Origin of the sequence: Sporosarcina sp. ACRSL (assembly GCF_022346605.1) — a bacterium.
Classification (GTDB): domain Bacteria; phylum Bacillota; class Bacilli; order Bacillales_A; family Planococcaceae; genus Sporosarcina.
Genome location: NZ_JAKRNT010000016.1, coordinates 40,647 through 62,523, shown reverse-complemented (window position 1 = coordinate 62,523; position 21,877 = coordinate 40,647). Strand labels below are relative to the sequence as shown.

The 21,877-nt window shown below is 46.1% G+C and carries 22 protein-coding genes, 1 tRNA gene and 1 rRNA gene; 1 reads left to right on the top strand and 23 read right to left on the bottom strand.

From position 1 onward, the window contains the following. The 15 genes from MHZ92_RS19395 to MHZ92_RS19325 all read right to left on the bottom strand — a co-directional run. A 16S ribosomal RNA gene (locus tag MHZ92_RS19395) occupies nt 1-67 on the bottom strand; the annotation flags it as partial. Nucleotides 68-468: 401 nt separating this feature from the next. After that, the gene (gene lysS / locus MHZ92_RS19390) at nt 469-1,959 is read right to left on the bottom strand and encodes a lysine--tRNA ligase (RefSeq protein ID WP_239433361.1); all 1,491 of its coding nucleotides are present in this window, start codon (nt 1,957-1,959) and stop codon (nt 469-471) included. Nucleotides 1,960-2,098: 139 nt separating this feature from the next. Further along, the gene (gene folK, locus MHZ92_RS19385; protein ID WP_239433360.1) at nt 2,099-2,596 is read right to left on the bottom strand and encodes a 2-amino-4-hydroxy-6-hydroxymethyldihydropteridine diphosphokinase; all 498 of its coding nucleotides are present in this window, start codon (nt 2,594-2,596) and stop codon (nt 2,099-2,101) included. After that, nucleotides 2,593-2,961: a dihydroneopterin aldolase gene (folB, locus tag MHZ92_RS19380; protein WP_239433359.1), complete on the bottom strand. Its 369-nt coding sequence runs from the start codon at nt 2,959-2,961 to the stop codon at nt 2,593-2,595. The genes folK and folB overlap by 4 nt, the downstream gene beginning before the upstream one ends. Before the next feature lie 22 nt (nt 2,962-2,983). Then, on the bottom strand, nt 2,984-3,838 hold the full coding sequence (gene folP, locus MHZ92_RS19375; protein WP_239433358.1) for a dihydropteroate synthase: 855 nt from the start codon (nt 3,836-3,838) through the stop codon (nt 2,984-2,986). 4 nt (nt 3,839-3,842) lie between these two features. Then, the gene (gene pabC, locus MHZ92_RS19370; RefSeq protein ID WP_239433357.1) at nt 3,843-4,691 is read right to left on the bottom strand and encodes an aminodeoxychorismate lyase; all 849 of its coding nucleotides are present in this window, start codon (nt 4,689-4,691) and stop codon (nt 3,843-3,845) included. 16 nt (nt 4,692-4,707) lie between these two features. Continuing rightward, a complete protein-coding gene (locus MHZ92_RS19365; protein ID WP_239433356.1) occupies nt 4,708-6,132 on the bottom strand; it encodes an anthranilate synthase component I family protein in 1,425 nt (474 codons plus the stop codon). A 118-nt stretch (nt 6,133-6,250) separates the two neighbouring features. Further along, on the bottom strand, nt 6,251-7,177 hold the full coding sequence (gene cysK / locus MHZ92_RS19360; protein WP_239433355.1) for a cysteine synthase A: 927 nt from the start codon (nt 7,175-7,177) through the stop codon (nt 6,251-6,253). A gap of 179 nt (nt 7,178-7,356) precedes the next feature. Further along, nucleotides 7,357-8,280: a peptidyl-prolyl cis-trans isomerase gene (locus MHZ92_RS19355; RefSeq protein WP_239433354.1), complete on the bottom strand. Its 924-nt coding sequence runs from the start codon at nt 8,278-8,280 to the stop codon at nt 7,357-7,359. After that, entirely contained in the window at nt 8,258-9,145 is an 888-nt protein-coding gene (gene hslO / locus MHZ92_RS19350; protein WP_239433353.1) for an Hsp33 family molecular chaperone HslO, read from the bottom strand. The genes MHZ92_RS19355 and hslO overlap by 23 nt, the downstream gene beginning before the upstream one ends. Before the next feature lie 14 nt (nt 9,146-9,159). Beyond that, complete coding sequence (locus MHZ92_RS19345) at nt 9,160-9,924, bottom strand: type III pantothenate kinase (RefSeq protein ID WP_239433365.1); 765 nt, start codon at nt 9,922-9,924, stop codon at nt 9,160-9,162. A 126-nt stretch (nt 9,925-10,050) separates the two neighbouring features. Continuing rightward, nucleotides 10,051-12,075, bottom strand: coding sequence for an ATP-dependent zinc metalloprotease FtsH (gene ftsH / locus MHZ92_RS19340; protein ID WP_239433352.1), 2,025 nt, complete (start codon nt 12,073-12,075; stop codon nt 10,051-10,053). Nucleotides 12,076-12,300: 225 nt separating this feature from the next. Further along, the gene (hpt, locus tag MHZ92_RS19335) at nt 12,301-12,843 is read right to left on the bottom strand and encodes a hypoxanthine phosphoribosyltransferase (protein ID WP_239433351.1); all 543 of its coding nucleotides are present in this window, start codon (nt 12,841-12,843) and stop codon (nt 12,301-12,303) included. Nucleotides 12,844-12,865: 22 nt separating this feature from the next. Beyond that, complete coding sequence (tilS, locus tag MHZ92_RS19330; protein WP_239433350.1) at nt 12,866-14,245, bottom strand: tRNA lysidine(34) synthetase TilS; 1,380 nt, start codon at nt 14,243-14,245, stop codon at nt 12,866-12,868. Between the two features lie 39 nt (nt 14,246-14,284). Beyond that, nucleotides 14,285-16,696, bottom strand: a complete 2,412-nt coding sequence (locus MHZ92_RS19325) for a SpoIIE family protein phosphatase (protein ID WP_239433349.1) — start codon at nt 16,694-16,696, stop codon at nt 14,285-14,287. 195 nt (nt 16,697-16,891) lie between these two features. On the opposite strand from MHZ92_RS19325, the gene MHZ92_RS19320 reads away from it, so the two are divergent. Then, nucleotides 16,892-16,965: transfer RNA gene (locus tag MHZ92_RS19320), tRNA-Met, on the top strand. Between the two features lie 314 nt (nt 16,966-17,279). Here MHZ92_RS19320 and MHZ92_RS19315 read toward each other — a convergent pair. The 8 genes from MHZ92_RS19315 to mazG form a co-directional block, all read right to left on the bottom strand. Next, entirely contained in the window at nt 17,280-17,729 is a 450-nt protein-coding gene (locus MHZ92_RS19315) for a DinB family protein (protein ID WP_239433348.1), read from the bottom strand. 168 nt (nt 17,730-17,897) lie between these two features. Then, on the bottom strand, nt 17,898-18,317 hold the full coding sequence (locus MHZ92_RS19310) for a S1 domain-containing RNA-binding protein (protein WP_239433347.1): 420 nt from the start codon (nt 18,315-18,317) through the stop codon (nt 17,898-17,900). A gap of 126 nt (nt 18,318-18,443) precedes the next feature. Beyond that, nucleotides 18,444-18,860, bottom strand: coding sequence for an FtsB family cell division protein (locus MHZ92_RS19305; protein WP_239433346.1), 417 nt, complete (start codon nt 18,858-18,860; stop codon nt 18,444-18,446). Between the two features lie 54 nt (nt 18,861-18,914). Further along, nucleotides 18,915-19,382 (bottom strand): spore cortex biosynthesis protein YabQ, encoded by a 468-nt coding sequence (gene yabQ, locus MHZ92_RS19300; RefSeq protein WP_370644789.1) that lies wholly within the window; start codon nt 19,380-19,382, stop codon nt 18,915-18,917. Next, nucleotides 19,379-19,675: a sporulation protein YabP gene (gene yabP, locus MHZ92_RS19295; RefSeq protein WP_239433344.1), complete on the bottom strand. Its 297-nt coding sequence runs from the start codon at nt 19,673-19,675 to the stop codon at nt 19,379-19,381. Before yabP ends, yabQ begins: the two co-directional genes overlap by 4 nt. A 142-nt stretch (nt 19,676-19,817) precedes the next feature. After that, nucleotides 19,818-20,060, bottom strand: a complete 243-nt coding sequence (locus MHZ92_RS19290) for a hypothetical protein (RefSeq protein ID WP_239433343.1) — start codon at nt 20,058-20,060, stop codon at nt 19,818-19,820. 71 nt (nt 20,061-20,131) lie between these two features. After that, the gene (locus MHZ92_RS19285; protein ID WP_239433342.1) at nt 20,132-20,422 is read right to left on the bottom strand and encodes an RNA-binding S4 domain-containing protein; all 291 of its coding nucleotides are present in this window, start codon (nt 20,420-20,422) and stop codon (nt 20,132-20,134) included. After that, nucleotides 20,419-21,876, bottom strand: a complete 1,458-nt coding sequence (gene mazG, locus MHZ92_RS19280; RefSeq protein WP_239433341.1) for a nucleoside triphosphate pyrophosphohydrolase — start codon at nt 21,874-21,876, stop codon at nt 20,419-20,421. The genes MHZ92_RS19285 and mazG overlap by 4 nt, the downstream gene beginning before the upstream one ends. Nucleotide 21,877 lies beyond the last annotated feature (1 nt).

Here is a 21,877-nt window from a genome sequence, read left to right as displayed (position 1 = left end):
GCTCGACTTGCATGTATTAGGCACGCCGCCAGCGTTCGTCCTGAGCCAGGATCAAACTCTCCATAATAGAGAAATTCGAGTAGCTCGAGTTTCTTGCTGGCATCATTTAAGATGTCAATTTCGAATCCGAAGATTCGTTTTGTCTGTCCACCGACGGGGTCGGCTTCGAGACTTTATTTGTTGACGTTTTGCTGTTCAGTTTTCAAGGTTCATTGTCGGTCACTTCGTTCAGAAGCAACTCTTATATAATATCACAATCACAATTCCGATGTCAACAACTTTTTTCGAAAAACTTTTAAGTTGTTGGAGCAGTTACTCACTTACCGGAAACGCAACGTTATTTACTATATCAGCTTGTCTATTTGATTGCAATACTTTTTTCAAAGAAAGTTTCAACTAGTCGTCTCACTCGAAAACAAAAACCGTGCAATCATTGTTAGAACATGATTGCACGGCATTTTCCCAAGATTACTCTTTAGGTCTCATTTGTGGGAACAGAAGTATATCGCGAATTGATTGGGCATTCGTCAACAGCATTACAAGACGGTCAATGCCTATGCCTAGACCACCTGTTGGAGGAAGTCCGTACTCAAGTGCTTCTATAAAGTCTTCATCCATTTCATGCGCCTCGTCGTTGCCTTGCTCTTTTTCAATCAACTGCGCTTCGAAACGAGAACGCTGATCGATCGGATCGTTCAATTCAGTGAATGCATTTGCGTGTTCACGACGCACAATGAACAATTCAAAACGATCTGTGAAGCGCTCGTCTTCCGGATTTTTCTTCGCAAGTGGCGAGATTTCAACCGGATGGCCGTAAATAAATGTCGGCTGGACAAGTTGCTCTTCAACTTTTTGCTCGAAGAATTCATTCAATACGTGACCGACTTCCATCATGCTTGCCACTTCGACGCCATGCTCTTTTGCAAGTGCATGGGCCTCTTCCTTCGTCATTTGCTTCCAGAAGTCTACACCTGTATATTCCTTCACAGCATCCGCCATATGCAGACGTTTCCAGCCTGGAGAAAGATCGATGACGTCTTCCCCGTATGTCACCTTAGTCGTTCCAAGGACATCTTGTGCGATATAAGCAATCATATTTTCCGTTAGTTCCATGATGTCCTTATAGTCCGCATAAGCTTCATATAGTTCTATCATTGTAAATTCAGGGTTATGTCTCGTGGAAATCCCTTCATTACGGAAAACACGTCCGATTTCATAAACCTTTTCAAGTCCTCCGACAATGAGGCGCTTCAAATGAAGCTCAATCGCTATGCGCATATAGAGTGTCATGTCCAAAGCGTTATGGTGAGTAATGAATGGACGGGCTGTCGCTCCTCCTGCTATTGAATGGAGCATCGGTGTTTCTACTTCGAGGTACCCTTGGTCATCCAAATAGCGACGCATCGATTGGATGATGCGGCTTCTTGTGATGAATGTCTCTTTACTTTCCTCTGACATGATCAAATCAAGATATCTTTGGCGATAACGTTGCTCGATATCCTTCAAACCATGGAATTTATCCGGCAATGGACGGAGCGCTTTTGTCAGAAACGTGAATTCAGTCACCTTAATGGAAAGTTCGCCAACTTTCGTTTTAAAGACGTTTCCTTTGATCCCGACGATATCCCCTAAATCTGCATGGTCAAATTGACCGTATGCTTCTTCGCCGACCGCATCTTGACGGACGTAAATTTGAATCTGGCCGCCGAGGTCCTGGATATGGGCAAACCCTGCTTTCCCTTTGCCTCGCTTTGTCATGATACGTCCTGCAATTTTCACTTCATGTACGATTTCATCCAATTCCTCTTTTGAGAGGCTTTCATAAGCCTCATGGATTTCATTGGATAGATGCGTCCGCTCGAATCGCGCGCCGAACGGGTCTAAACCGCTCTCCCGCAATTCCTCCATCTTCTGGCGTCTCACCAAAAGCTGATCGTTCAATTCATCCAAATGGGACATTTCATTCACTCCTTCTTAGTTATCCCTCACGCCGGATGGCATGTTCCTATTGTACACAAACTCTTTATGTAAAAAAAGCCGCCACTATAATGGAGGCTCGCATCGTTGCTTCATAGGATAAAGCCGGCCATCTGCCAAATCAAAGTAACTCTCCGACTTTCTCGATTTTCTTCCATAGTACAACACCGTTCTCATCGGCAACCGAAAAAGGAGTTCCCGAAACAGGATGTTCGATGGTAGGTGCAATTTCCAACAAGGGTACAAGAACAAAAGCCCGTTCACCCATTCTCGGATGCGGCACAATTAAGTTCTCCGCTTCAATATTGTCGTTATTATACAGTAAAATGTCAAGGTCGACAGTCCGGGGACCCCATCTGACTTCCCGGACTCGACCTAAACCGTTCTCGATATCTTGGCATGCTGCTAATAGTTCATACGGGTTCAATGAAGTTTTCACGCAGACGGCTAAATTCAGGAAGTCTGCTTGATCCGTATAGCCGACTGGCGCTGTTTCATAGATCGATGACACCTTCGTCACTTCGATTTGTTGATGGGAATGAAGTGCGTGAATCGCCTCCGTAAGATGCTGCAGCCGATCTTCAATATTGGAGCCGAGAGATATGTAAGCCGTATTCATGAAAAGTCCCCTCTCGTAATATCCACGGAGACCGAAGCGTAATGTCCCCGGATTGGCGGATCCGGTTTGATCAAGACGACACGGACACCCCGGACTTGCGCAGCGAACCTCTGCAAAATGAGACGCGCAATCTCTTCTGCGACCGCTTCAATCAGTTTTTTGGGCTCCCCTTCGACTATAGAACGGCAAACTTCAAACACTTCCGCATAATTGACCGTCTTTTGTAAATCATCGGTTGCGCCCGCCTCAGCCAAATCGACTGCAAGCGATACATTGGCCCGAAAGCGTTGGCCAAGGACATTCTCTTCTTCCAAAGCACCATGATAGCCGTAAAACTCCATTTCATTCAAATGAATATAATCCAACTTTACACCCTCCAGTTCCCGATCAGTCGACGTTCAATTCCGCTTTGCCTGTCAGAACGTCCATCATCTTCACCATACGAGATATCTCTTTCACATCATGAACGCGGACCATATGACAACCGTGCTCAATGCCATAGCAAACTGTTGCACCGGTCCCTTCCATCCGCTCATCTACCGGCAAATCCAAAATGTTGCCGATCACTCTTTTCCGCGAAGTCGCAAGCAGTAGCGGATAACCCATGTCAGAAATACGGCGAAGTCCTTGCATCGCCAATACGTTCTGAGCCGTCGATTTTGCAAAGCCGACACCTGGATCTAGCCAAATGTTGCTTTCCGGTACACCTGCCTTACGTGCGATTTCCACGCTTTCTTCCAGATCCGCAATCATTTCATCCATGAAAGGCCCTTCATATTCGGCTTTTTCCCGATTGTGCATAAGGATGATCGGCGCTCTGTGCTCTGCTGCCACTTCCGCAATCCTCGGCTCGCGTTTCGCGCCCCATACGTCATTGACGATCTTAGCGCCCGCTTTCAATGCGGCTTCCGCTACGTCCGCTTTATATGTATCAATTGAAATGACGCAGTCCAATTCCCGAACCAACGCCTCGATAACCGGAATCGTACGCGACAACTCCATTTCAAGCGAGACCGGTTCATGCCCAGGTCGAGTCGACTCGCCGCCGATATCGATGATTTTCGCGCCTTTCCGAAGCATCTCTTCCGCACGCTTCAACGCTGCATCCACTTGTCCGTATTTGCCTCCGTCTGAGAAGGAATCCGGCGTGACATTCAAAATGCCCATGACAGCCGTCTCCCTCTTAAAGTCAAATTCGGTATTCCCTAAACGGTAGATCTCTTTCGCTTTCGATAATTCCATGACTTTACCCTTCCTTTATCTCATCTATCGCCTGAACGTATAGACGATGCAATTTTTGATAGTAAACCCCTGATGATCCGGGCAGCAACCGGTCGCCTACCGCAGAAAGGGGAACGAGCTCTTGGACAGCATTTGTTACGAACACTTCATCTGCCTGCTCGACATCATTTTTCGGAAACAACCCGATATGTACGTCCATCCCTAACTTTTCCCCAAGTTCCAATAGAAAAGCACGTGTAATTCCAGGCAGGATTCCCGTGTCTACAGAGGGCGTGTATAACGCTTCATCCTTCACCCAAAACACATTCGACGTCACCCCTTCAGCAACATGTCCATGCGCTGTAAGGAATATCCCTTCCAGATCTTTTAAAGATGAAAGCTCCATACGCCCACGCACATTGTTCAGGAAGTTATGCGACTTGTGACGGACGCTGCTTTCCGGGAGATTCCTTTCCGTCTCCAGCCAGACAGCCTTCTTTTCCGTCCCCCTCGGCGCCAATGCCAACTCTTTCCGGAACAAAATCACATTCGGCGACCTGTATTCGGAAGGGGCCAAACCGATATCATGTACGCCTGCAGACACATTCAACCGGTAGTATCCATCACGTTCTCCTGAACGAATGTATAACCCATATACCGCTTCCAAGATCTCTTCATCCGAATAAGGCATTACAATTCGGTATTCATGTAAGGCTGCACGAAGTCTTTCCATATGTTCTTCGAATAAAAACACATGTCCATCATACGTCCGGAACGTTTCAAAAAAACCTGCTCCATATAAAAACCCATGATCGAACGGGGAAATGCGCAATTCGTCTGCCTGTTCATATTGACCATTCATCCAACAGCACATGAAGGCGACCTCCTTTTCACACCTTTGATTCTACTGCTTCGGCCATCTCCTTTGCCTGCCAAAGCGCCCTCGCCTTATTCAACGATTCCACGTATTCAGCTTCTGGATTGGAGTCCGCAACGAGGCCAGCACCTGCTTGAATATGCGCCACTCCGTCCTTTATATAGGCTGTTCGAATGACGATATTCAATTCCATATCGCCGTTGAAGCCGATCCATCCGATCGATCCCGTATATAGTCCTCTCCGTGTCGGCTCTAATTCTTCAATGATTTCCATCGTACGCAGTTTCGGGGAACCTGTAATCGAACCGCCCGGGAACACTCCTTTAATAATGGCAGCATTCGATAACTCGGGGGAAGCTGTCCCTCTTACGTTTGAAACGAGGTGCATGACGTGCGAATACTTCTCTATGACCATGAATTCATCTGTTTCCACCGTTTCAGGGATACACACATGTCCAAAATCCTCTAGTTCCTGTTCGACAAGCATGATATGCTCGCCTTTCTCCTTTTCATTGGAGAGCAATTCCGTCTCAAGCGCTTGATCCTCATGTTCTGTTACCCCTCTCGGCCTCGTTCCGCCGATCGGACGCGTACTCAATTCCGTTCCCCGCTTTTTCAGGAGTAGTTCGGGAGAGCCAGAAACGACAGCGAATTCCTTTGCTCCAATTGATGCCATATAGGGTGATGGATTAAAAGATCGCAATGCTTCGTACATCGACAGCGGGTCAGCGGATAGTTCCTTCGATTGCCTCACGGTTAGGTTGACTTGGTTGACATCCCCATTCGCTATATAACGCTGGACATCGCGCACCATCTGTTCGAATTGCGGACCGGTCACGGATACTTCGACATTTTCAGGTCTTGTATAATCAATTGCGCTGTCACCTGGCGAATGGACACGCTTCCCGATACCGACTTCAGCTTCTTCCATCCATTCCTTTTCCACATCTGCCGCATCAAGCCCACGTCTAGGAAGTGTCATGAAATAGGCCGTTTCAGTCTCCAGATCAAGGACTGCCCAACGATCAAACAAATAAAAGAAAATGTCCGGCGTCTCCAAGTCATCCACAGCTATTTCAGGAATGGGCTCGTACGACCGTGAGTAATCATAGCTGATAAAGCCGATAGCTCCCCCTTGGAAGTCCGGCAGCTCCTCCATATTTTCCATTTCCATCGATTGGACGAATGCAGATACAAGTTCCAGAGGATCGCCTTCCTTCACTTCCTTCGTACCGTCACGCCATTCAATTTCCAATGAGTGATCCTTCTTGCTAGTCAGCGTCACAAGTGGGTCGATTCCCGCGATGCATAGCTTCCCTGTGCGCCCGCTTTCAAGCAAAACATGCTGTTCCGTAGTCTTTGCAAGCTCTTTATATGCGTAAAAAAATTGCTCCTTCGTCATGCTTGTTTTCGTATAAGTAGGATGCAATCTATCCATTTCGTTTTCCCCCAACTCGTAGATAATATAGTTATCTTAACGTGTAAAGTGCCATTCACGCTACTAATAGAAACAAAAAAGAGAGCCTCATCAGCTCCCTCCTCAAACAATTATTCTCTTAATCCTCTTCAAACTGATAAAGCGGGGTACTTAAGTAGCGTTCGCCGTTTGATGGTAGAACGGCAACTACTTTTTTGCCTTTCCCAAGTCTTTCAGCCACTTGAAGCGCTGCGAAAATCGCTGCTCCTGAGGAGACTCCGCCCAAGATGCCCTCTTCCCGAGCAGCTCTTCTTGCCGTCTCATATGCCTCGTCATTCGTCACTTGGATGATTTCATTGTAAATATCCGTATCGAGTACTTTCGGGACGAAGCCAGCTCCGATTCCTTGGATTTTATGTGGTCCAGGCTGCCCACCTGAAAGGACTGGTGAATCAGTTGGTTCTACCGCGATAATCTGTACTTCCGGGAAGCGCTCTTTCAATACGCTGCCTGCTCCCGTAATTGTACCACCCGTACCAATACCCGAAACGAATGCGTCAACCCGATCAAGGGCATCGGCAATTTCGGGTCCCGTCGTCAAACGGTGCACTTCAGGATTCGCTTCGTTATTGAATTGCTGCGGCATGAACCAGCCATTCTCCTCAGCAAGTTCTTCTGCTTTTCCGATAGCCCCTTTCATCCCTTCCGCACCAGGAGTAAGGACAAGGTCTGCCCCGTAAGCACGCAACAAATTCCGACGCTCTAAACTCATCGTATCCGGCATCACGAGGACTGCCTTATATCCTTTCGCGGCCGCAATCATCGCAAGACCGATGCCCGTATTTCCGCTTGTCGGCTCAATGATCGTGCTGCCTTCTTTCAAATCTCCGGATTTTTCCGCCGCTTCGATCATCGCGAGGGCGATTCTGTCTTTAACACTCGAACCTGGATTGAAGTATTCTAGTTTCAAATAAATGTCCGCGCTGTCTGGTTTCGCCAGTCTGTTCAACTTGACAAGTGGTGTTCTCCCAACGAGGTCCGCAATTGAGTTTCCAACGATACTCATTCTTACCCACTCCTAATCCCTACTTATTTGATATGTTTTATTGTATTAATAGTACACCCACATTGTGATAATTGTCAATCAATAATGTCTATTTTATCCTTCCCCTATTTATACCTATGTAATCCTAAAAGCCGCCCGAAAAACCCTATGAAACTTCGGGTCTTTCGGACGGCTCTTTTTCATTTCCCATAAAACCATGTTGCATCGAATTCTTTCCAGAACGCTTCTGGATTGACGGTTTGGGGAAGCTGTTCAATTGCCAGCTCACGCTTAATATGATCCTTCACTTCGTCAAAGGAGAAGGTTCTTCCTTCCACCACTTCATTCACTAGGATAATAGCATATGTACCGTCCTGCAGTTGAACAGCATCCCCAACTTTGCCTTCTTTTAGTTTGGATGCTGCCTTATAGATTGCAGGATCGACGGTCTCTGTCGTGGCGTTAATATAGCCGATATCGCCTCCGAGACTAGCAGATGCGAGATCGATTGATAACTCCTTTGCTAACGCATCGAAGCTTGATCCCTTCGATAACTCATCTATCGCCTGTTCCGCCTCTTGCTTCGTCGGAACGATGATGACCGAGGTCCGATAGGCCGTCAATATATTGTAGAGCGATTCATTTTCCTCATAAAAAGACTTCACCGTTGCATCGTCAATGACGACATCATTTGATAATACCTTTTCCAAAATCAAGTTAGCCCGGATTTTTTGGCGAGTTTGCTCAATATCCAAACCCGAATGCGAACGGCCATCCACCGAAGTGATCAGCGCAAGTTCAAGTTCAATTTCCTCGTCCGTCACTTCGATGCCGTATTTCTTTGCTGCCGTTTCCATCACTTTGTTATTAACGAGATCTAAAAGCACTTCTCTTCCGACTTCCTTTTCCATGGCAGTCATCCATTGCGCTCTCGTAATCGGCTCACCCGCGACCGTTGCAACCTCTTCGTCAGGCTGTTTCGATTTGTCGGGGATGAGCCATCCGATGAACCATAGAACATTACAAGCAAAAAGGATACCGATTAGGATGAGAAGGGGCTTCGCCTTCAATCTCCGTTTTTGTGGAAGCGTCTCTTGGACGTTACGACCTTGACCGTATTTCATCGATGAATCCTTCAAGTTCTTCTTTTGGGAAAACATACTTCTCGAGGCAGAAGTGACATTGTGCTTCCGCCTGGCCATCCTCATCGATCATTTCCCGGATTTCCTGCTCGCCAAGACCGACAATCGCTTTGCCGAAACGCTCTTTTGAGCAATTGCAACGGAATGCAACATCCATTTTCTCAAGAATTTCGACGTTTTCTTTTCCTAACACTTCACCGAGCACTTCTTCCGGCGTCAAGCCTCGATCAATCATACTGGAAATCGGTTCAACGTTCGCAAGTTTTTTCTCAAGAAGGCTAATTGTCTCTTCTGTAGCTCCCGGCATCACTTGAATGATGAAGCCTCCTGCAGCTTTAACAGTATTATCAGGATTGACAAGTACACCTAATGCAACTGCTGAAGGAACTTGTTCAGATACAACGAAATATTGGGTGAAGTCTTCTGCGATTTCACCGGAAACAATCGGAACTTGCCCTGTGAAAAAGTCCCGTAAGCCAAGGTCTTTAACAACCGTCAACATTCCTTCCGTACCGACAGCCCGTCGGACATCCAGTTTCCCTTTTTCATTCAAGTCAAAATGGGTATGTGGATGAGTAATGTATCCTCTTACATCCCCATTGGCATCCGCATCGATAACGATAGGTCCAGCCGGGCCGTTCCCTTCGATTTTCACTGTCAGTTTGTCGTCACCTTTCAGCATCGCACCCATCATAAGTCCAGCTGTCATCGTTCTGCCTAAAGCAGCTGTCGCTGTTGGCCAAACGTGGTGCTTTCTTTGTGCCTCAGCCACCGCGTTTGTCGAATTCACCGCATACGCGCGAATCGTTCCTTCAAAAGCTAATGCTTTTATCAAATAATCAGTCATCATTCTTGCTCCCTTCAAGCATTTCTTTCGTAAATCAGATGTAGCCCTTTCAACGTAAGGAAGTTATCTACGATATCAATCACTTTCGTCTCACTCGCGATCAATTCAGCGAGTCCACCCGTCGCGATGACAGTCGGCTCTACCTTACTCTGTGCTTTCATCCTTTCAACAATACCCTCGACGAGTCCAACATATCCATAAACAATCCCTGCCTGCATCGCGGAGACAGTGTTCTTGCCAATAATATGTTCAGGCCGCGTCAATTCAACACGCGGCAATTTGGAAGCCCTGTCGAATAAAGCCTCCATAGAAATGCCAATGCCAGGTGCGATCGACCCACCCATATATTCACTTTTTTCATTCACATAACAGAATGTCGTAGCGGTTCCAAAATCAACAACAATGAGCGGAGAACCGTAATCGTGAATAGCTGCAACAGCATTGACAATACGATCAGCACCCACTTCCCGTGGATTTTCATATTTTATGTTCAACCCTGTTTTGACGCCAGGTCCAACAATCAGCGGGCGTAAATTAAAATACTTCCTGCACATCTGTTCAAGCGGGAACATGACCGGCGGAACGACAGATGAGATGATGATGCCGTTAATATCTTCAAACTCTAGTCCAACATGGGCAAACAACGTTTTGACAGACATCGCGTATTCATCTTCCGTTTTTTGCCTATACGTTTCCATACGCCAATGGTGTTTCAATTCACCTTTATCATAGACGCCAAGGACAATATTCGTATTTCCTGTATCCAATACTAAGATCATAATCTTTTCCTCGCTAACATTCGTCATTTTCCAAAATATCATACCATAACAAAGGGAAATAAAAACAGTCGACTGCCTTAAAAAGCAGTCGACTGGAATGTTATCCTTCAAAGTTGTGAGATACCGTCAATCTCTTCTATGTTCATCGATCGGAGGAAGGGATTGATCTCCACCGTTCTCTTTCGGAAGATCTCCGACGGACGGATCTGAAGGTGCGCCGGTCGAATCTGAATGTACTGTGTCCTTTTCAGTATCGTCATCCGCTTTCTTGTCAGAGCCATTTCCATTTTGATCATACGGACGATCCGGCAATGTGCCATGGTCTTTCAAGTGATTGATTTGCTCCGCATCCAACGTTTCCACTTCAAGAAGCGTGGTTGCAATCAAGTCGAGCAAATTGCGGTTCTCTGTCAGGATTTTCGTTGTGCGCTCATATTGTTCCTTGATAATGCGCTGCATTTCCTGATCAATTTCATAAGCAATCGATTCGGAGTAGTTCTGCTCCGAATTGAAGTCTCTGCCCAGGAAGACATTTCCGCCTTGCGCCTGACCGAATTGCATCGGTCCGAGCTTATCGCTCATTCCGTATTCCGTCACCATCGAGCGCGCAATGCCTGTAGCACGTTGGAAGTCGTTATGGGCTCCTGTAGATACTTCGCCAAGAACGATTTCTTCCGCCACACGTCCACCAAGAAGTCCCGCAATCTTGTCGAGAAGTTCAGGCTTCGTCATGAAGTAACGGTCCTCTTTCGGCAACATGACTGCGTATCCGCCGGCCTGGCCGCGAGGGACGATTGTCACTTTATGGACAATTTCAGCGTCATCCAACATAAGTCCGACAACGACGTGACCCGCTTCATGGAATGCGACGATGTTTCTTTCTTTTTCGGAAATGACACGGCTCGTTTTAGCTGGTCCCGCAATTACGCGGTCCGTCGCTTCATCGATATCCGCCATGTCTATTTTCGCTTTGCCGCGTCTAGCAGCGACCAAAGCTGCTTCATTCAATAAGTTCTCTAGGTCTGCACCGGAGAATCCTGGAGTACGTTGTGCCAAAGCTTTCATATTGACTGATTCGTCAAGCGGCTTATTACGCGCATGTACTTTTAGAACTGCTTCACGGCCTTTGACATCTGGACGGCCGACTGTGATCTGACGGTCGAAACGTCCTGGACGAAGAAGTGCTGGGTCAAGAATGTCCGGGCGGTTCGTTGCGGCAACGATAATGATTCCTTCGTTTCCGTCGAATCCATCCATTTCAACTAATAGCTGGTTCAATGTCTGCTCGCGCTCATCATGTCCACCACCGAGACCAGCGCCCCGTTGACGTCCGACTGCGTCAATTTCATCGATGAAGATGATACATGGCGCATTCTTTTTCGCATTTTCAAACAAGTCGCGGACACGGGATGCCCCGACCCCTACGAACATTTCAACGAAATCCGAACCGGAGATCGAGAAGAATGGTACGCCCGCTTCTCCCGCAACAGCACGTGCCAAAAGCGTCTTCCCTGTTCCTGGAGGCCCAACTAAAAGAATCCCTTTTGGAATACGTGCCCCAAGTTCGGCAAACTTACGTGAATCTTTCAAGAAATGCACAACTTCTTCAAGCTCGGCTTTCTCTTCATCAGCACCTGCAACATCATTAAATCTGACTTTCTTGCGATCGTCCGAATGGAGCTTCGCCTTGCTTTTCCCAAAGTTCATTACCCGGCCGCCACCGCCGCCTTGCGCTTGATTCAATAGGAAGAAGAATAGGATGATGATAATGATGAAGGGAACCAACCCTGTAAAGAAAGCTACCCATGCACTCGTTTCTGGTGCAGGCAGGATTTGGATCTGAGGGTTATTTGTTTCTCCAACCGTACGTAGTTCACTAATGACATTAATGACGGCATTATCGTTCATGAGGACATTCGTCGTGAATTTCTCGCCCTCTTCGTAGCCTTTCATCGTACCTTCAACGGTTAGAACGTCGCGAACCGGTTGAAACGACATCGTTTCAATCTCGCCTTTTTCCAAAGCTGTATAAAATTCATCATACCGAATCTCTTTTGTCTTTGGATTCGGGTTATTTAGTGAACTGAAAATCCCCATAATTGCAAGGAAGATCAATCCGTATAATAGAAAGTATCGAAGTATACGATTCATCCCAAGCCTCCTCATTTCTTTCAACAGAAAACTATTGTAAATCTTATCATATAACAGATTCAATCTACAAAGGAAATGCCTTACTTGTCGAGGTCCATAAAACGGAATTGTTCGCTTACCGCCTATGCTTACAGCATCAATTACAAAGATGATAGTATGTCAAACTTTCGAACGAATATGGAAAAAGCTTTCCACCGCCCCTTGTAAAGGTTTGTTGAAAAGCTTTCAGAAAGAGTAGATTTCCTTTTTCAATACACCGATATAAGGCAAATTTCTATATTTTTCTGCGTAATCAAGCCCGTAACCGACAACGAAAGCATCAGGTACTAGGAATCCGACATAATCCGCTTTCAAATCCACTTTTCGTCCAGTTGGTTTGTCAAGCAACGTTACAATTTTAATGGATTTCGCTTTCCGGTATTTGAAAAGTTCCACTAAGTAATTCAACGTCTTACCGCTATCAATAATATCTTCAATAATCAATACATCTCGGCCCTCTACGCTTGTGTTCAAGTCCTTGACGATCTTCACTTCGCCAGACGAGACAGTTGCATTTCCATAACTCGATACATCCATGAAATCGAGTTCAACATAGGCGTCAATCCGTTTGATCAAATCACTCATGAACGGAAGCGCTCCCTTTAGAACGCCGATTGCGAGGGGGAACTTATCTTGATAATCCTCCGTCAACACAGCACCAAGCTCAGCGACTTTCTCCTGGATTTGCTCTTCGGTAATGAGCACTTCTTCAATATCTTTTTGTAACATCAGTTACCCTCTCTTCTTCATTTTACTTATCTTTCACTTTGAATATGTACGTTTCCCGTTCCGATTTCTTGAACTGGATGCCATATCGCACGCCTGGGATGGCGCAAATTTCGCCTTGGGCGGTCGTGACCACCGGCAATGTACACCGTTTTTCGGCCCCTATTTTTTCGTCAATGAACAATCTCGACAAACGTTTCGGTTGAACCATACCTGGAAGCAATATACGATCTCCTTCCATTCTGCCCCTAACGTAAAGAGGCAAATCGGAATCAGGCAAATCAAAATACATCCGCTCGGTCGCTTCCCCATCCTCAGTGTCCGCGTCATCCCAACATAGCAACATTTGCCCCCAGCTTGTCCATTCGCCTTTTCGGAGCATTTTAGGGGAAATATCCGGATTCTGGACATTTTTCACAATCGACACTGTTCCGTATTCCCTCACGAACCGGAATCCTTTCGGCAGGGAGATTGTGACATTTCCTTCACTAGTGGATAGGTGGTGATGCATTTGATTCAGAAGAGCCGCATTGTACTCTACAGGTATACCTTCCCCGTAGTAAATATACTTCAATAGTAGTGGAATGAAGCGCTTTTGTAAAGCAGTGTGCATGCTTGAAAACCTATTTGTAGGAAAGGACGGAAGCCCATCCTCGTCGAAGGTCACGATCGACGAAAAATGTTCTTTCGCCAAGCTATCCAACAGCGCTCCATCCTCCTGTAATCCTGCAGTCATTTTGACGACATTCACGGCTGCGGATGGATTTTCCGATAAAATGATAGGTGCGACATGATGGCGGAGCCGGTTCCGCAAATAGGCGTCACTTTCGTTGCTCGGGTCCTCCCGAAAATGAGCACCTTGTTCTTTCACATACGAAATAAGCTCGTCCTTCATCGCAGGAAGAAACGGCCTGATTACCGTACCGTAATCCGTCTCCCGCTTCACTGGAATGCCGAGAGGGACGCTTCCTTTTGACAATTGCATAAGTACAGTCTCCAATTGATCTTCGGCATGATGGGCAGTTGCGAGCACATCATAGTTCTCCGTACGCATCACTTCATTGAAAAATGTGTACCTGCCAGTTCGGCAAATATCCTGCACATTTCCCCCTTCCTCGTGGAGGATGGAAGGGACAGGCACATTGCCGCCGTAGAAGGGAATTCCGAGCCCATCGCAAATTCCCTTCACAAACTTACCATCGTCAGCAGATTCTTTACCTCTAAGCATATGGTCGACATGGACGGCAGCCAATTCAATTCGCAGTTTTTCCCGAGATAACGCCATGAATAGCAATAATGCTACTGAATCGACTCCACCCGAGCACGCGACCAAGACACGTTGACCTTGTGCCACCAACGTTTCTTTATGAATGAAATCAAGGATTTTCTTTTCAAATGCCTGCATTTCATGTCCCTCCGTGTCGTTTTTCACACTCCCCCTATTCTACCCCATAACTTTTTCCCGGGAAATAAATCGATTTGTCGGTTTTATTGTCACCCACTTCGGTAAGACGTGTTCAACTTTCATGACTAACACAGTGCGGTCATCTGCAACTAACCCAAATTTCCTTTCCATTTCCGACATTATACGGTCAGCTAACGGCTCACAGGAAAGGTGCTCGTACTTTTCCAATATTCCATAGATCGCCTCTTCCTGCTTCTCAATTGTCACCGATCCATTGAATACACCATCCGTTAACATGACGATAACATCTCCGGACTTCAATTCTTCATTTGTCGCTTCTACAGAAAATGTCGGCAAGAATCCGACCGGAACCGACTTACTATCGAGTCGGAGGAAATCCTGGCCCCGTTTTATATACGTACTCATGGACCCCGCCTTCCAAGACCATAGACGACCGTCCTGCAGGTCGATCAAACCTAGATCGAGCGTCGCGTACATATCGTCCAGTCCGTTTAATGACATCATATAATGCAATGTATGCATCGCCGTTTCCGGATCCATCTTCCGGTCCAAACATTCCCGCATAAGGCGGATTACTTTCCGGCTCTCCCGATAGGCATTCAAATCATGTCCCATTCCATCAGACAGAAGAACCGCTGTAAGTCCGTCGTGAATTGGGAACACTTCATAAGCATCCCCCGCATGGAACGCCCCTCCTCCAGCCGTCGCCATAATTCCATATTCTAATGAAAAACGGACTGCCGAGGAGAACATTATTTGTAGATGCGGGAAAGGGTCTTGCAGCGAAACGGTCTTCTCCACCTTAAACGGCTCTCGATACACTTCTTCGAGCAATGGCAGTATGAGACGTTCCGCGACCGTCGTATCGGTTTCGAAATCCGAACGCCTCTCAGGAGTGGAGATGACAATTCGGTAAGCACCCTTCTCCTCGGATAAAATATCAATCTGATAGTACTCGATTCCTTGCGCTTCTAAATGTTTCCCCAATTCCTCCTCTGCAAGATGATTTACCTTTAACTCCCCTTTTATATCTTTCATGATTTTTTCCAAATGATTACTCATATCCCTTAATTGGAGTGCCAGCATTTTCCTTCCATGTTGGAGCTGCCCCATAAGAAGATGGTTGGAGGCCTGCTCCTCTAGCTCAGAAATCAAACCTGCAGACCGAATGCACTTATATTTGATCCTCTCTTCAACGCGATGGCGTGCAGCTTTCTTCGTCGCGGAATACGTCCCTTCCCATTCATAAAGGAGACGAGCCATGCCATCTTCATTCCCCTCCCAACATTTCGAATATCTAAAGCAAGACTGGCATATCGAAGGGATATGCTGCGTCGCATTCCCCTCATCCGAAGAAAAGCGGTCATTGACGAGGTTAGACATGAATTCCGCGAACTGCTGAAAGTCGGACAATTGTCCATCAAGACGATCGGTCAGCCATTGTTGTCGTTTCACGGAAATGTCCTGTTGTCCGCTCGGCGTGATGACACGGCTAAGCGGCTCGACTTTCTTTGCCGGAACGAAGAAAAACAGAAGCGTCGCCAATCCGATTGTCATGAAATGGGAAGTATCGAGCGGTAAAGTAAAATCATACATGAGGAAAAAAACGGATACCGCAAATCCACCTGTCGCGATGCCCAATTTTCCAAGACGACGGAGAGCCCCCGCGAAAAAACCGGTCATTCCATATACGGCCATCATCCCGGTAAATGACAGCTCCGCAATTCCAGCAATCGCAGCAATCATCATGGCGATCGTCGTGGAAAACGGCAAGCCTCCGGCAAGCGCCGCAAGCAAAATCGTCAGATGAAGCAACAAGCCTGAAATTGAAATCGGACCGACCATCAGATCCCCCATTCCAGTTGTCGCCATAATGCCGACAATGCAAACGGCACCGAGACGTTCCGGCGTCCACTGTCCAAAAAAGATACGCTCTCGATGCGGAAAAGCGACAAACAGGAAAAACGTCATGAAGAGCGCCAACACCGCTTCGAAACCAATCGTCAATTGTACATCGACAGGCGTCTGTCCGCCATACATGACGAACTGCCAAAGAAGCTGAACGACGACGATCGTCCCCGCAACCGTCAACGGAATGGACTTCCGCATAAAAGGATGCTTGCTCACGACATGGAACAACAGCAATTGCAATAAATGAATAACAGCTTGTCCCAATCCTAGAAAAGCGCCCCCGGCAATTCCACCGATGAATACATAAATGAGATGATTCCTAAATCGCATCTGCGCCAGTGCCCAAACTGGCAAGAAAAATGGGACCGCTGCATCAAACAGAACAGCTTGCGACAAGAAAAACGTACTCAATAAAAAGAAAGCTGCCAATAAGACGTACATCTTCCGCTTGCCCACCGTATCGAACATCTGACGAATCTGCTGGCCTACCGGTCTTTCGAGATTCCCTGTCATCTTCATCTCTACATTCCCCCTATGTTTACTTGTTCCTGAGTATACATAGGTCAAGCAAAAGAATTTGTCTGTTCCTGACAAGGGGACCAATAAATCTTTCGACTCGTTCCGAAGTGTTTTTCTATTTTCCAACGAGAGGTTGACAGACACCGTCGACCGTTGTATTATGATTATTGTCGTTCGGTACACAACCGACAACACGGCGGCGTAGCTCAGCTGGCTAGAGCGTACGGTTCATACCCGTAAGGTCGTGGGTTCGACCCCCTCCGCCGCTATATAGAAATGCGTAGGCGGCCTGTTTAGATGCGACAGGCATAAGAAATCCCGGCGTGTGGCGCTTTTTGCCACTCAGCCGGGTTTTCTTATGACCCCGAGCATCTGGCCGCCGGAGCTGGACAATAAGGAAGCGTCCTGTCTTTTTGACAGGACGCTTTTTTATGCTAAATACGCATAAACTCTACTAAATACGCATAACTTCATTCAAACACGCATTAATTCATTCACTCACGCATAACCCCCTACAGATACGCATAAACGCTTCGAATTGCGCATAAAATCCATCAATCACGCATAAACTCTACCATCCATCTTATCGAATCGACTCGATTTGTTCCTTATGATGCGTATCATGCCAAACAAAATCCGAGAAATACTCCTCCAATGTCAAAACATGCTCGCCAATGTAGAAAGACTTCGTCCATTCCGCCTCGTCGATCGCTTCAAGACGTTCAAGTAGCTGCCGGCGATAGCCTTTCGCCAATTCCAGGATCTCTTCGAACGTATAGTCATTTGCAAGTTTTGCAGCCTGCTCATTGAACGATTCCCATGGCACATCTTCAAGCTTCTCGGATTCTTTCATGTTCGGGAGCCGCTGCTCTAACGTAAATCGATCCCATTCCGCCATATGCATCACAATCTCTTTTGGCGACCATTTCCCCTCCTGATAAGGTGTATTCACCTGTTGCTCCGTCAACGTTCGCAACGATTCAATCCAGTCAATGTACAATCCAAAGTCTTTCAGTATTTCATGTTTCCTCATTTCATCACTCCCTTTTCTACTAGTTTCTATTCGATGAATCTATCCCAATTCCTCTATTTCTGTATTAGATAGTTCTCACTCCAAATAACAAAAAAGCGACCCGGTATCTTACTAGATACCAGGTCGCCTATAAGAGATTCTTTTCCACTAATTGAAACAGCCAGCAAGTTACCCTCTTCTTGCGCCACGGCCACCGCGTTTAGATTCTGTTGCTCTTTTCAAAGTTGAAAGGCGTTCTTCACTGTCTTTCATGAATTTAGCCATCTTTTGCTCAAAATTCTCTGGACGGTCATTATGGCTAGGACGGCCACCGCTGTGACGAGGACGTTGAGGGCGTTGAGGACGTTCAGCTTCCGGTTTCGCTTTTCTGATGGATAAACCGATTTTTCCGTCAGTGCCGACATTCATCACTTTCACTTCAACCATATCGCCTACTTTTAGGTGGTCATTGATATCCTTTACATAATTGTCTGCTACTTCACTAATATGGACCAGACCAGTTGAACCGTTCGGTAGTTCAACGAACGCACCGAAGTTTGTGATCCCTGTAACTTTCCCCTGTAACTTGCTGCCTACTTCAATTGACATAAAAAAAATGCTCCTCCTTAAGATTTAAACGGCCCTTTTTCAAAAGCCTTTTTACCATATGGCGAGTCCTGCAAGTGCAGGATCCTTACTTTCATTATAGCCAACAAAAAAAGAGTGTCAATAAGACTACTCTTTTCCGTCATCTTTTTCGTCTTTTTTCTTCTTGTTTTGAGGTACTGAAAAGATGATTTCATTTTTATCAGATAAGAAGTACTCTTTTCGTGCGAGCTTCGCAATATAATCATCATCATCCAATTTCACAAGCTGTTTTTTAAGAAGTTCCTGCTCTTCTTTCACTTCATTCAGCTTGGCGAGCGTTTCCTCTTTTTGCTGTTCCTTCTCCTGCAGTGTCTGTTGTTGTTGAATATACATATTCGTCAACCCGCCGAGTGTTACGAACGCGATCACCGCATAGATGAACAGCTTCTTTCGGAGTCGCTTTTTCTGCTTGTTTCTCCAAATTTCTTTTTTACGCAACGAGCGGACATATTCAGTTTCAATCGATGCAACGGTTGCGGATGGTTTCCTTTTCCTTTGCTCCATGTCTGCACTCCCTCTCATTACAATACGAAATCCGATAAGTCTAGTAATTATACATCATTTCTTATCGGATTTAAAGAGAGATTCAGAGACTTTATTGTAAAGAAATATAAATGGAGAAAGAAGAATACTTACAATTTTGACGACCAGCTTATACAGTTGATAGATGATCTTTACGACGAGTGTGATGATGAACCAAATTGGTTTGATGATCAACATGTTCAGAATTCTCCCGAGAAACCTGAAAGGCCTGTGGAAAATCGATGCGTATAGAAGCAAGCCGCAAATTTGAGCTACCGGATCATACATCCTCCATGCCCCGTCCCGGACGATGAAGAGTACGTAAAATGTAGCGCATCCTATTAAAATCCATCCGATTACTTCGATAGGGACCGCGTATCTCCGGATGATCGATTTCTTACCGGTCGCATCCACGCCAGTTCCGATCAAATCCATGAGAACACCGGCCCCGATGCCTGTCCCAATCATTGCAAGAAGACTAAGAAACTGGACAGAGAGACTCATCCAAATAATTTATGGAGGAAACCACGTGAACTTGCATCTTCTTCGTCATATTGCATCGTGCTGATCGTGCCTTCCAACGTAAGAAGCCCTTTGTCTACATCCAAATGGACGATGCGCAGCTCCTCCCCGCGAATAACTAATACTCCTTGAGATGTTCGAATGATGAACTCCTCTTGGTCAAACCGGTCGATTGTTTTTACAGATGTCAGATCCATTCGTTTTCGGTTCCTCATCGTGACGACATGATCACCTGATGGGATAGCGTATGATGGGTTATCCGTTTGGATTTGCATACTATTCCTCCTTTGCTTGTACGTTCACTGCCATCTTATGCCGGGGCATAAAAAAACATGACAGGAAAAATTCCTGTCATGTCTTTTATAAATTACACAATTAATTGATGTGTGACTCCACGAAGATACATGATCAATCCTATCAAAGAATGAAACCTATATAAAACGTCCAAGGATTATCTTCTTTCTCCTTATCAAACTTTCTGTACATTACGACGCAAAATACCAATGAAATTACGGGTAAAAAACCATAGATGGGTCCAAATGTAAATGAAGCTCCCCCTAAAACCATAGAAATCAAACCAAATGGGTTTTGTGAAGGAATACTTTCTAAATACTCTTTATCTGCTTTATTCAATTCATCAGTCTGAATAAATTCTTTCATTTTCTTAACGCAACGTTTGTAAGAACTCGATATAATCATCACCCTCTAACGCCTTACCGCAAGAGATATCCTCAATCTTCATCATCAATAAACTCAGGTTCCACCTTGTCCAATTTCTCTTCTTTTACAATCGTGTACATTGACGCAGCGTCTTCTTTTTTTGTGGATTCCTTCAACATTTCAACCTTTGCTGTAACGATCTTTTGCCCAAATCGAATAGCTAGCTCGTCGCCGGGTTTTACGACCGACGATGCTTTTGACACTTTTCCGTTGATCGTAATACGGCCTTGGTCCGCCACTTGTTTCGCTAACGTACGTCTTTTGATCAAACGGGACACTTTTAAAAATTTATCTAATCTCATTTCTTTTCCCTTCCTTTCGCTTCCTGCCAAAACGCATCCAGTTCGTCTAGCGTATAAGCGGAGAATTCACCTCTGCCATTCCTTACGCTCTGTTCGACGAATGAAAAGCGTCTTTTAAATTTCTCATTCGCATGAGCCATCGCTTCCTCTGGAGACAGCTTCAAAAACCTCGATAAGTTAACGAGTGTGAATAAAACATCCCCAAGCTCATCTGTCTGACTCTGCTTCGTTCCTTTCGCCACTTCGTCCTTGAATTCCTGCCATTCTTCCTCGAATTTATCGAAAGCCCCTGTAATATCCGGCCAATCGAATCCGACCTTCGCCGCCTCTTTTTGGTAATTAAATGAAGTTAGCAGTGACGAACTATGACGCGCTTGTCCATCCAAGAGCGATTCAGCTTGCGGCCTCTCTGTCTTCTTAATTTCCTGCCAATTCTTCAAGACTTCATCCGAATTTTCTACGTTGCGATCGCCGAACACATGCGGATGGCGGCGGATCATTTTATCCCCGACTGCCTGTAGGACGTCTTCCATTGCAAAATAGCCATCGTCCTCGCCGATCTGCGCATGCAAGAACACTTGCAAGAGCACATCGCCCAGCTCCTCGATGATTCCTTCATCATCCTCCTGGTCAATCGCTTCGAGCAACTCATGCGCTTCCTCGATCAAATAACGTTTCAACGATTCATGCGTCTGCTCCCGATCCCACGGGCAGCCATCAGGAGCGCGCAATGCGGCAATGATTTCACGGAAAGTCGACCATTCCTTCAAACGCCCTTCCTGCTCTATAACAGGCGGGACATATACCGTCGTCAAATTGTCGATTTCCGTCTCACGATCCAACTCGAATAACGGCACAGTTCGAAGCTTTTCCAATGAAGAGCCCGCCGCCGTAACGATCGTCACCGGATGATCATACGCATACTTCTCCATGAGCGACAGCTTCACTTCAGAAGCGATGAACGAATCATACACTTGGCCGATTAAAACATGCTGCGTCATCATTACGTCGTCACGCTTCATATCCGTGCCATCGAGCAACTGGAACCCTTCAATTGGATCAATGCGGAGCGCTGCAAAAATCGGATCCAAGAAGCTGTTGCCTCCTGCAATTTCAAGTTGTGCAACGCCTTCTCGTTCTTTTTCAATCAACAATTGCACCGTACGTTCAGCAACGAGAGGGTGTCCTGGGACGACATACGTAACCGCCCTCTCTTTTGCCATCGAAACTAATTTCTCCGTAATTTCCTCATACACTTGCTCGAAAGCATCGTTTTCAATATAGATGTCATCGAAACTCTCTATTGCCATACCTTCCGCCCTTAATTCTGCAATAGCAGGGTGCTGGTCCGTCCTAGCAACGACGAACTCAGCCTCCTTCAGCTTTTTATATGTACCAAGGGCTAGCTGGTCAAGATCTCCTGCGCCAAGGCCGATAATCGTAATTGTATTCATC

Bases quoted from the DNA above. Each gene is read 5' to 3' on its own strand.
- MHZ92_RS19290 (WP_239433343.1), bottom strand. From the start codon at position 20,060: ATGAAAGAATTTATTCAGACTGATGAATTGAATAAAGCAGATAAAGAG.
- pabC (WP_239433357.1), bottom strand. From the start codon at position 4,691: ATGTGCTGTTGGATGAATGGTCAATATGAACAGGCAGACGAATTGCGC.
- MHZ92_RS19365 (WP_239433356.1), bottom strand. From the start codon at position 6,132: ATGGATAGATTGCATCCTACTTATACGAAAACAAGCATGACGAAGGAG.
- mazG (WP_239433341.1), bottom strand. From the start codon at position 21,876: ATGAATACAATTACGATTATCGGCCTTGGCGCAGGAGATCTTGACCAG.
- MHZ92_RS19355 (WP_239433354.1), bottom strand. From the start codon at position 8,280: ATGAAATACGGTCAAGGTCGTAACGTCCAAGAGACGCTTCCACAAAAA.
- MHZ92_RS19325 (WP_239433349.1), bottom strand. From the start codon at position 16,696: ATGAAGATGACAGGGAATCTCGAAAGACCGGTAGGCCAGCAGATTCGT.
- MHZ92_RS19285 (WP_239433342.1), bottom strand. From the start codon at position 20,422: ATGAGATTAGATAAATTTTTAAAAGTGTCCCGTTTGATCAAAAGACGT.
- MHZ92_RS19310 (WP_239433347.1), bottom strand. From the start codon at position 18,317: ATGTCAATTGAAGTAGGCAGCAAGTTACAGGGGAAAGTTACAGGGATC.
- cysK (WP_239433355.1), bottom strand. From the start codon at position 7,177: ATGAGTATCGTTGGAAACTCAATTGCGGACCTCGTTGGGAGAACACCA.
- folK (WP_239433360.1), bottom strand. From the start codon at position 2,596: ATGAATACGGCTTACATATCTCTCGGCTCCAATATTGAAGATCGGCTG.
- folP (WP_239433358.1), bottom strand. From the start codon at position 3,838: ATGGAATTATCGAAAGCGAAAGAGATCTACCGTTTAGGGAATACCGAA.
- lysS (WP_239433361.1), bottom strand. From the start codon at position 1,959: ATGTCCCATTTGGATGAATTGAACGATCAGCTTTTGGTGAGACGCCAG.
- MHZ92_RS19305 (WP_239433346.1), bottom strand. From the start codon at position 18,860: ATGGAGCAAAGGAAAAGGAAACCATCCGCAACCGTTGCATCGATTGAA.
- yabP (WP_239433344.1), bottom strand. From the start codon at position 19,675: ATGCAAATCCAAACGGATAACCCATCATACGCTATCCCATCAGGTGAT.
- yabQ (WP_370644789.1), bottom strand. From the start codon at position 19,382: ATGAGTCTCTCTGTCCAGTTTCTTAGTCTTCTTGCAATGATTGGGACA.
- hpt (WP_239433351.1), bottom strand. From the start codon at position 12,843: ATGTTACAAAAAGATATTGAAGAAGTGCTCATTACCGAAGAGCAAATC.
- hslO (WP_239433353.1), bottom strand. From the start codon at position 9,145: ATGACTGATTATTTGATAAAAGCATTAGCTTTTGAAGGAACGATTCGC.
- MHZ92_RS19345 (WP_239433365.1), bottom strand. From the start codon at position 9,924: ATGATCTTAGTATTGGATACAGGAAATACGAATATTGTCCTTGGCGTC.
- tilS (WP_239433350.1), bottom strand. From the start codon at position 14,245: ATGCAGGCATTTGAAAAGAAAATCCTTGATTTCATTCATAAAGAAACG.
- MHZ92_RS19315 (WP_239433348.1), bottom strand. From the start codon at position 17,729: ATGAGGAAACATGAAATACTGAAAGACTTTGGATTGTACATTGACTGG.
- ftsH (WP_239433352.1), bottom strand. From the start codon at position 12,075: ATGAATCGTATACTTCGATACTTTCTATTATACGGATTGATCTTCCTT.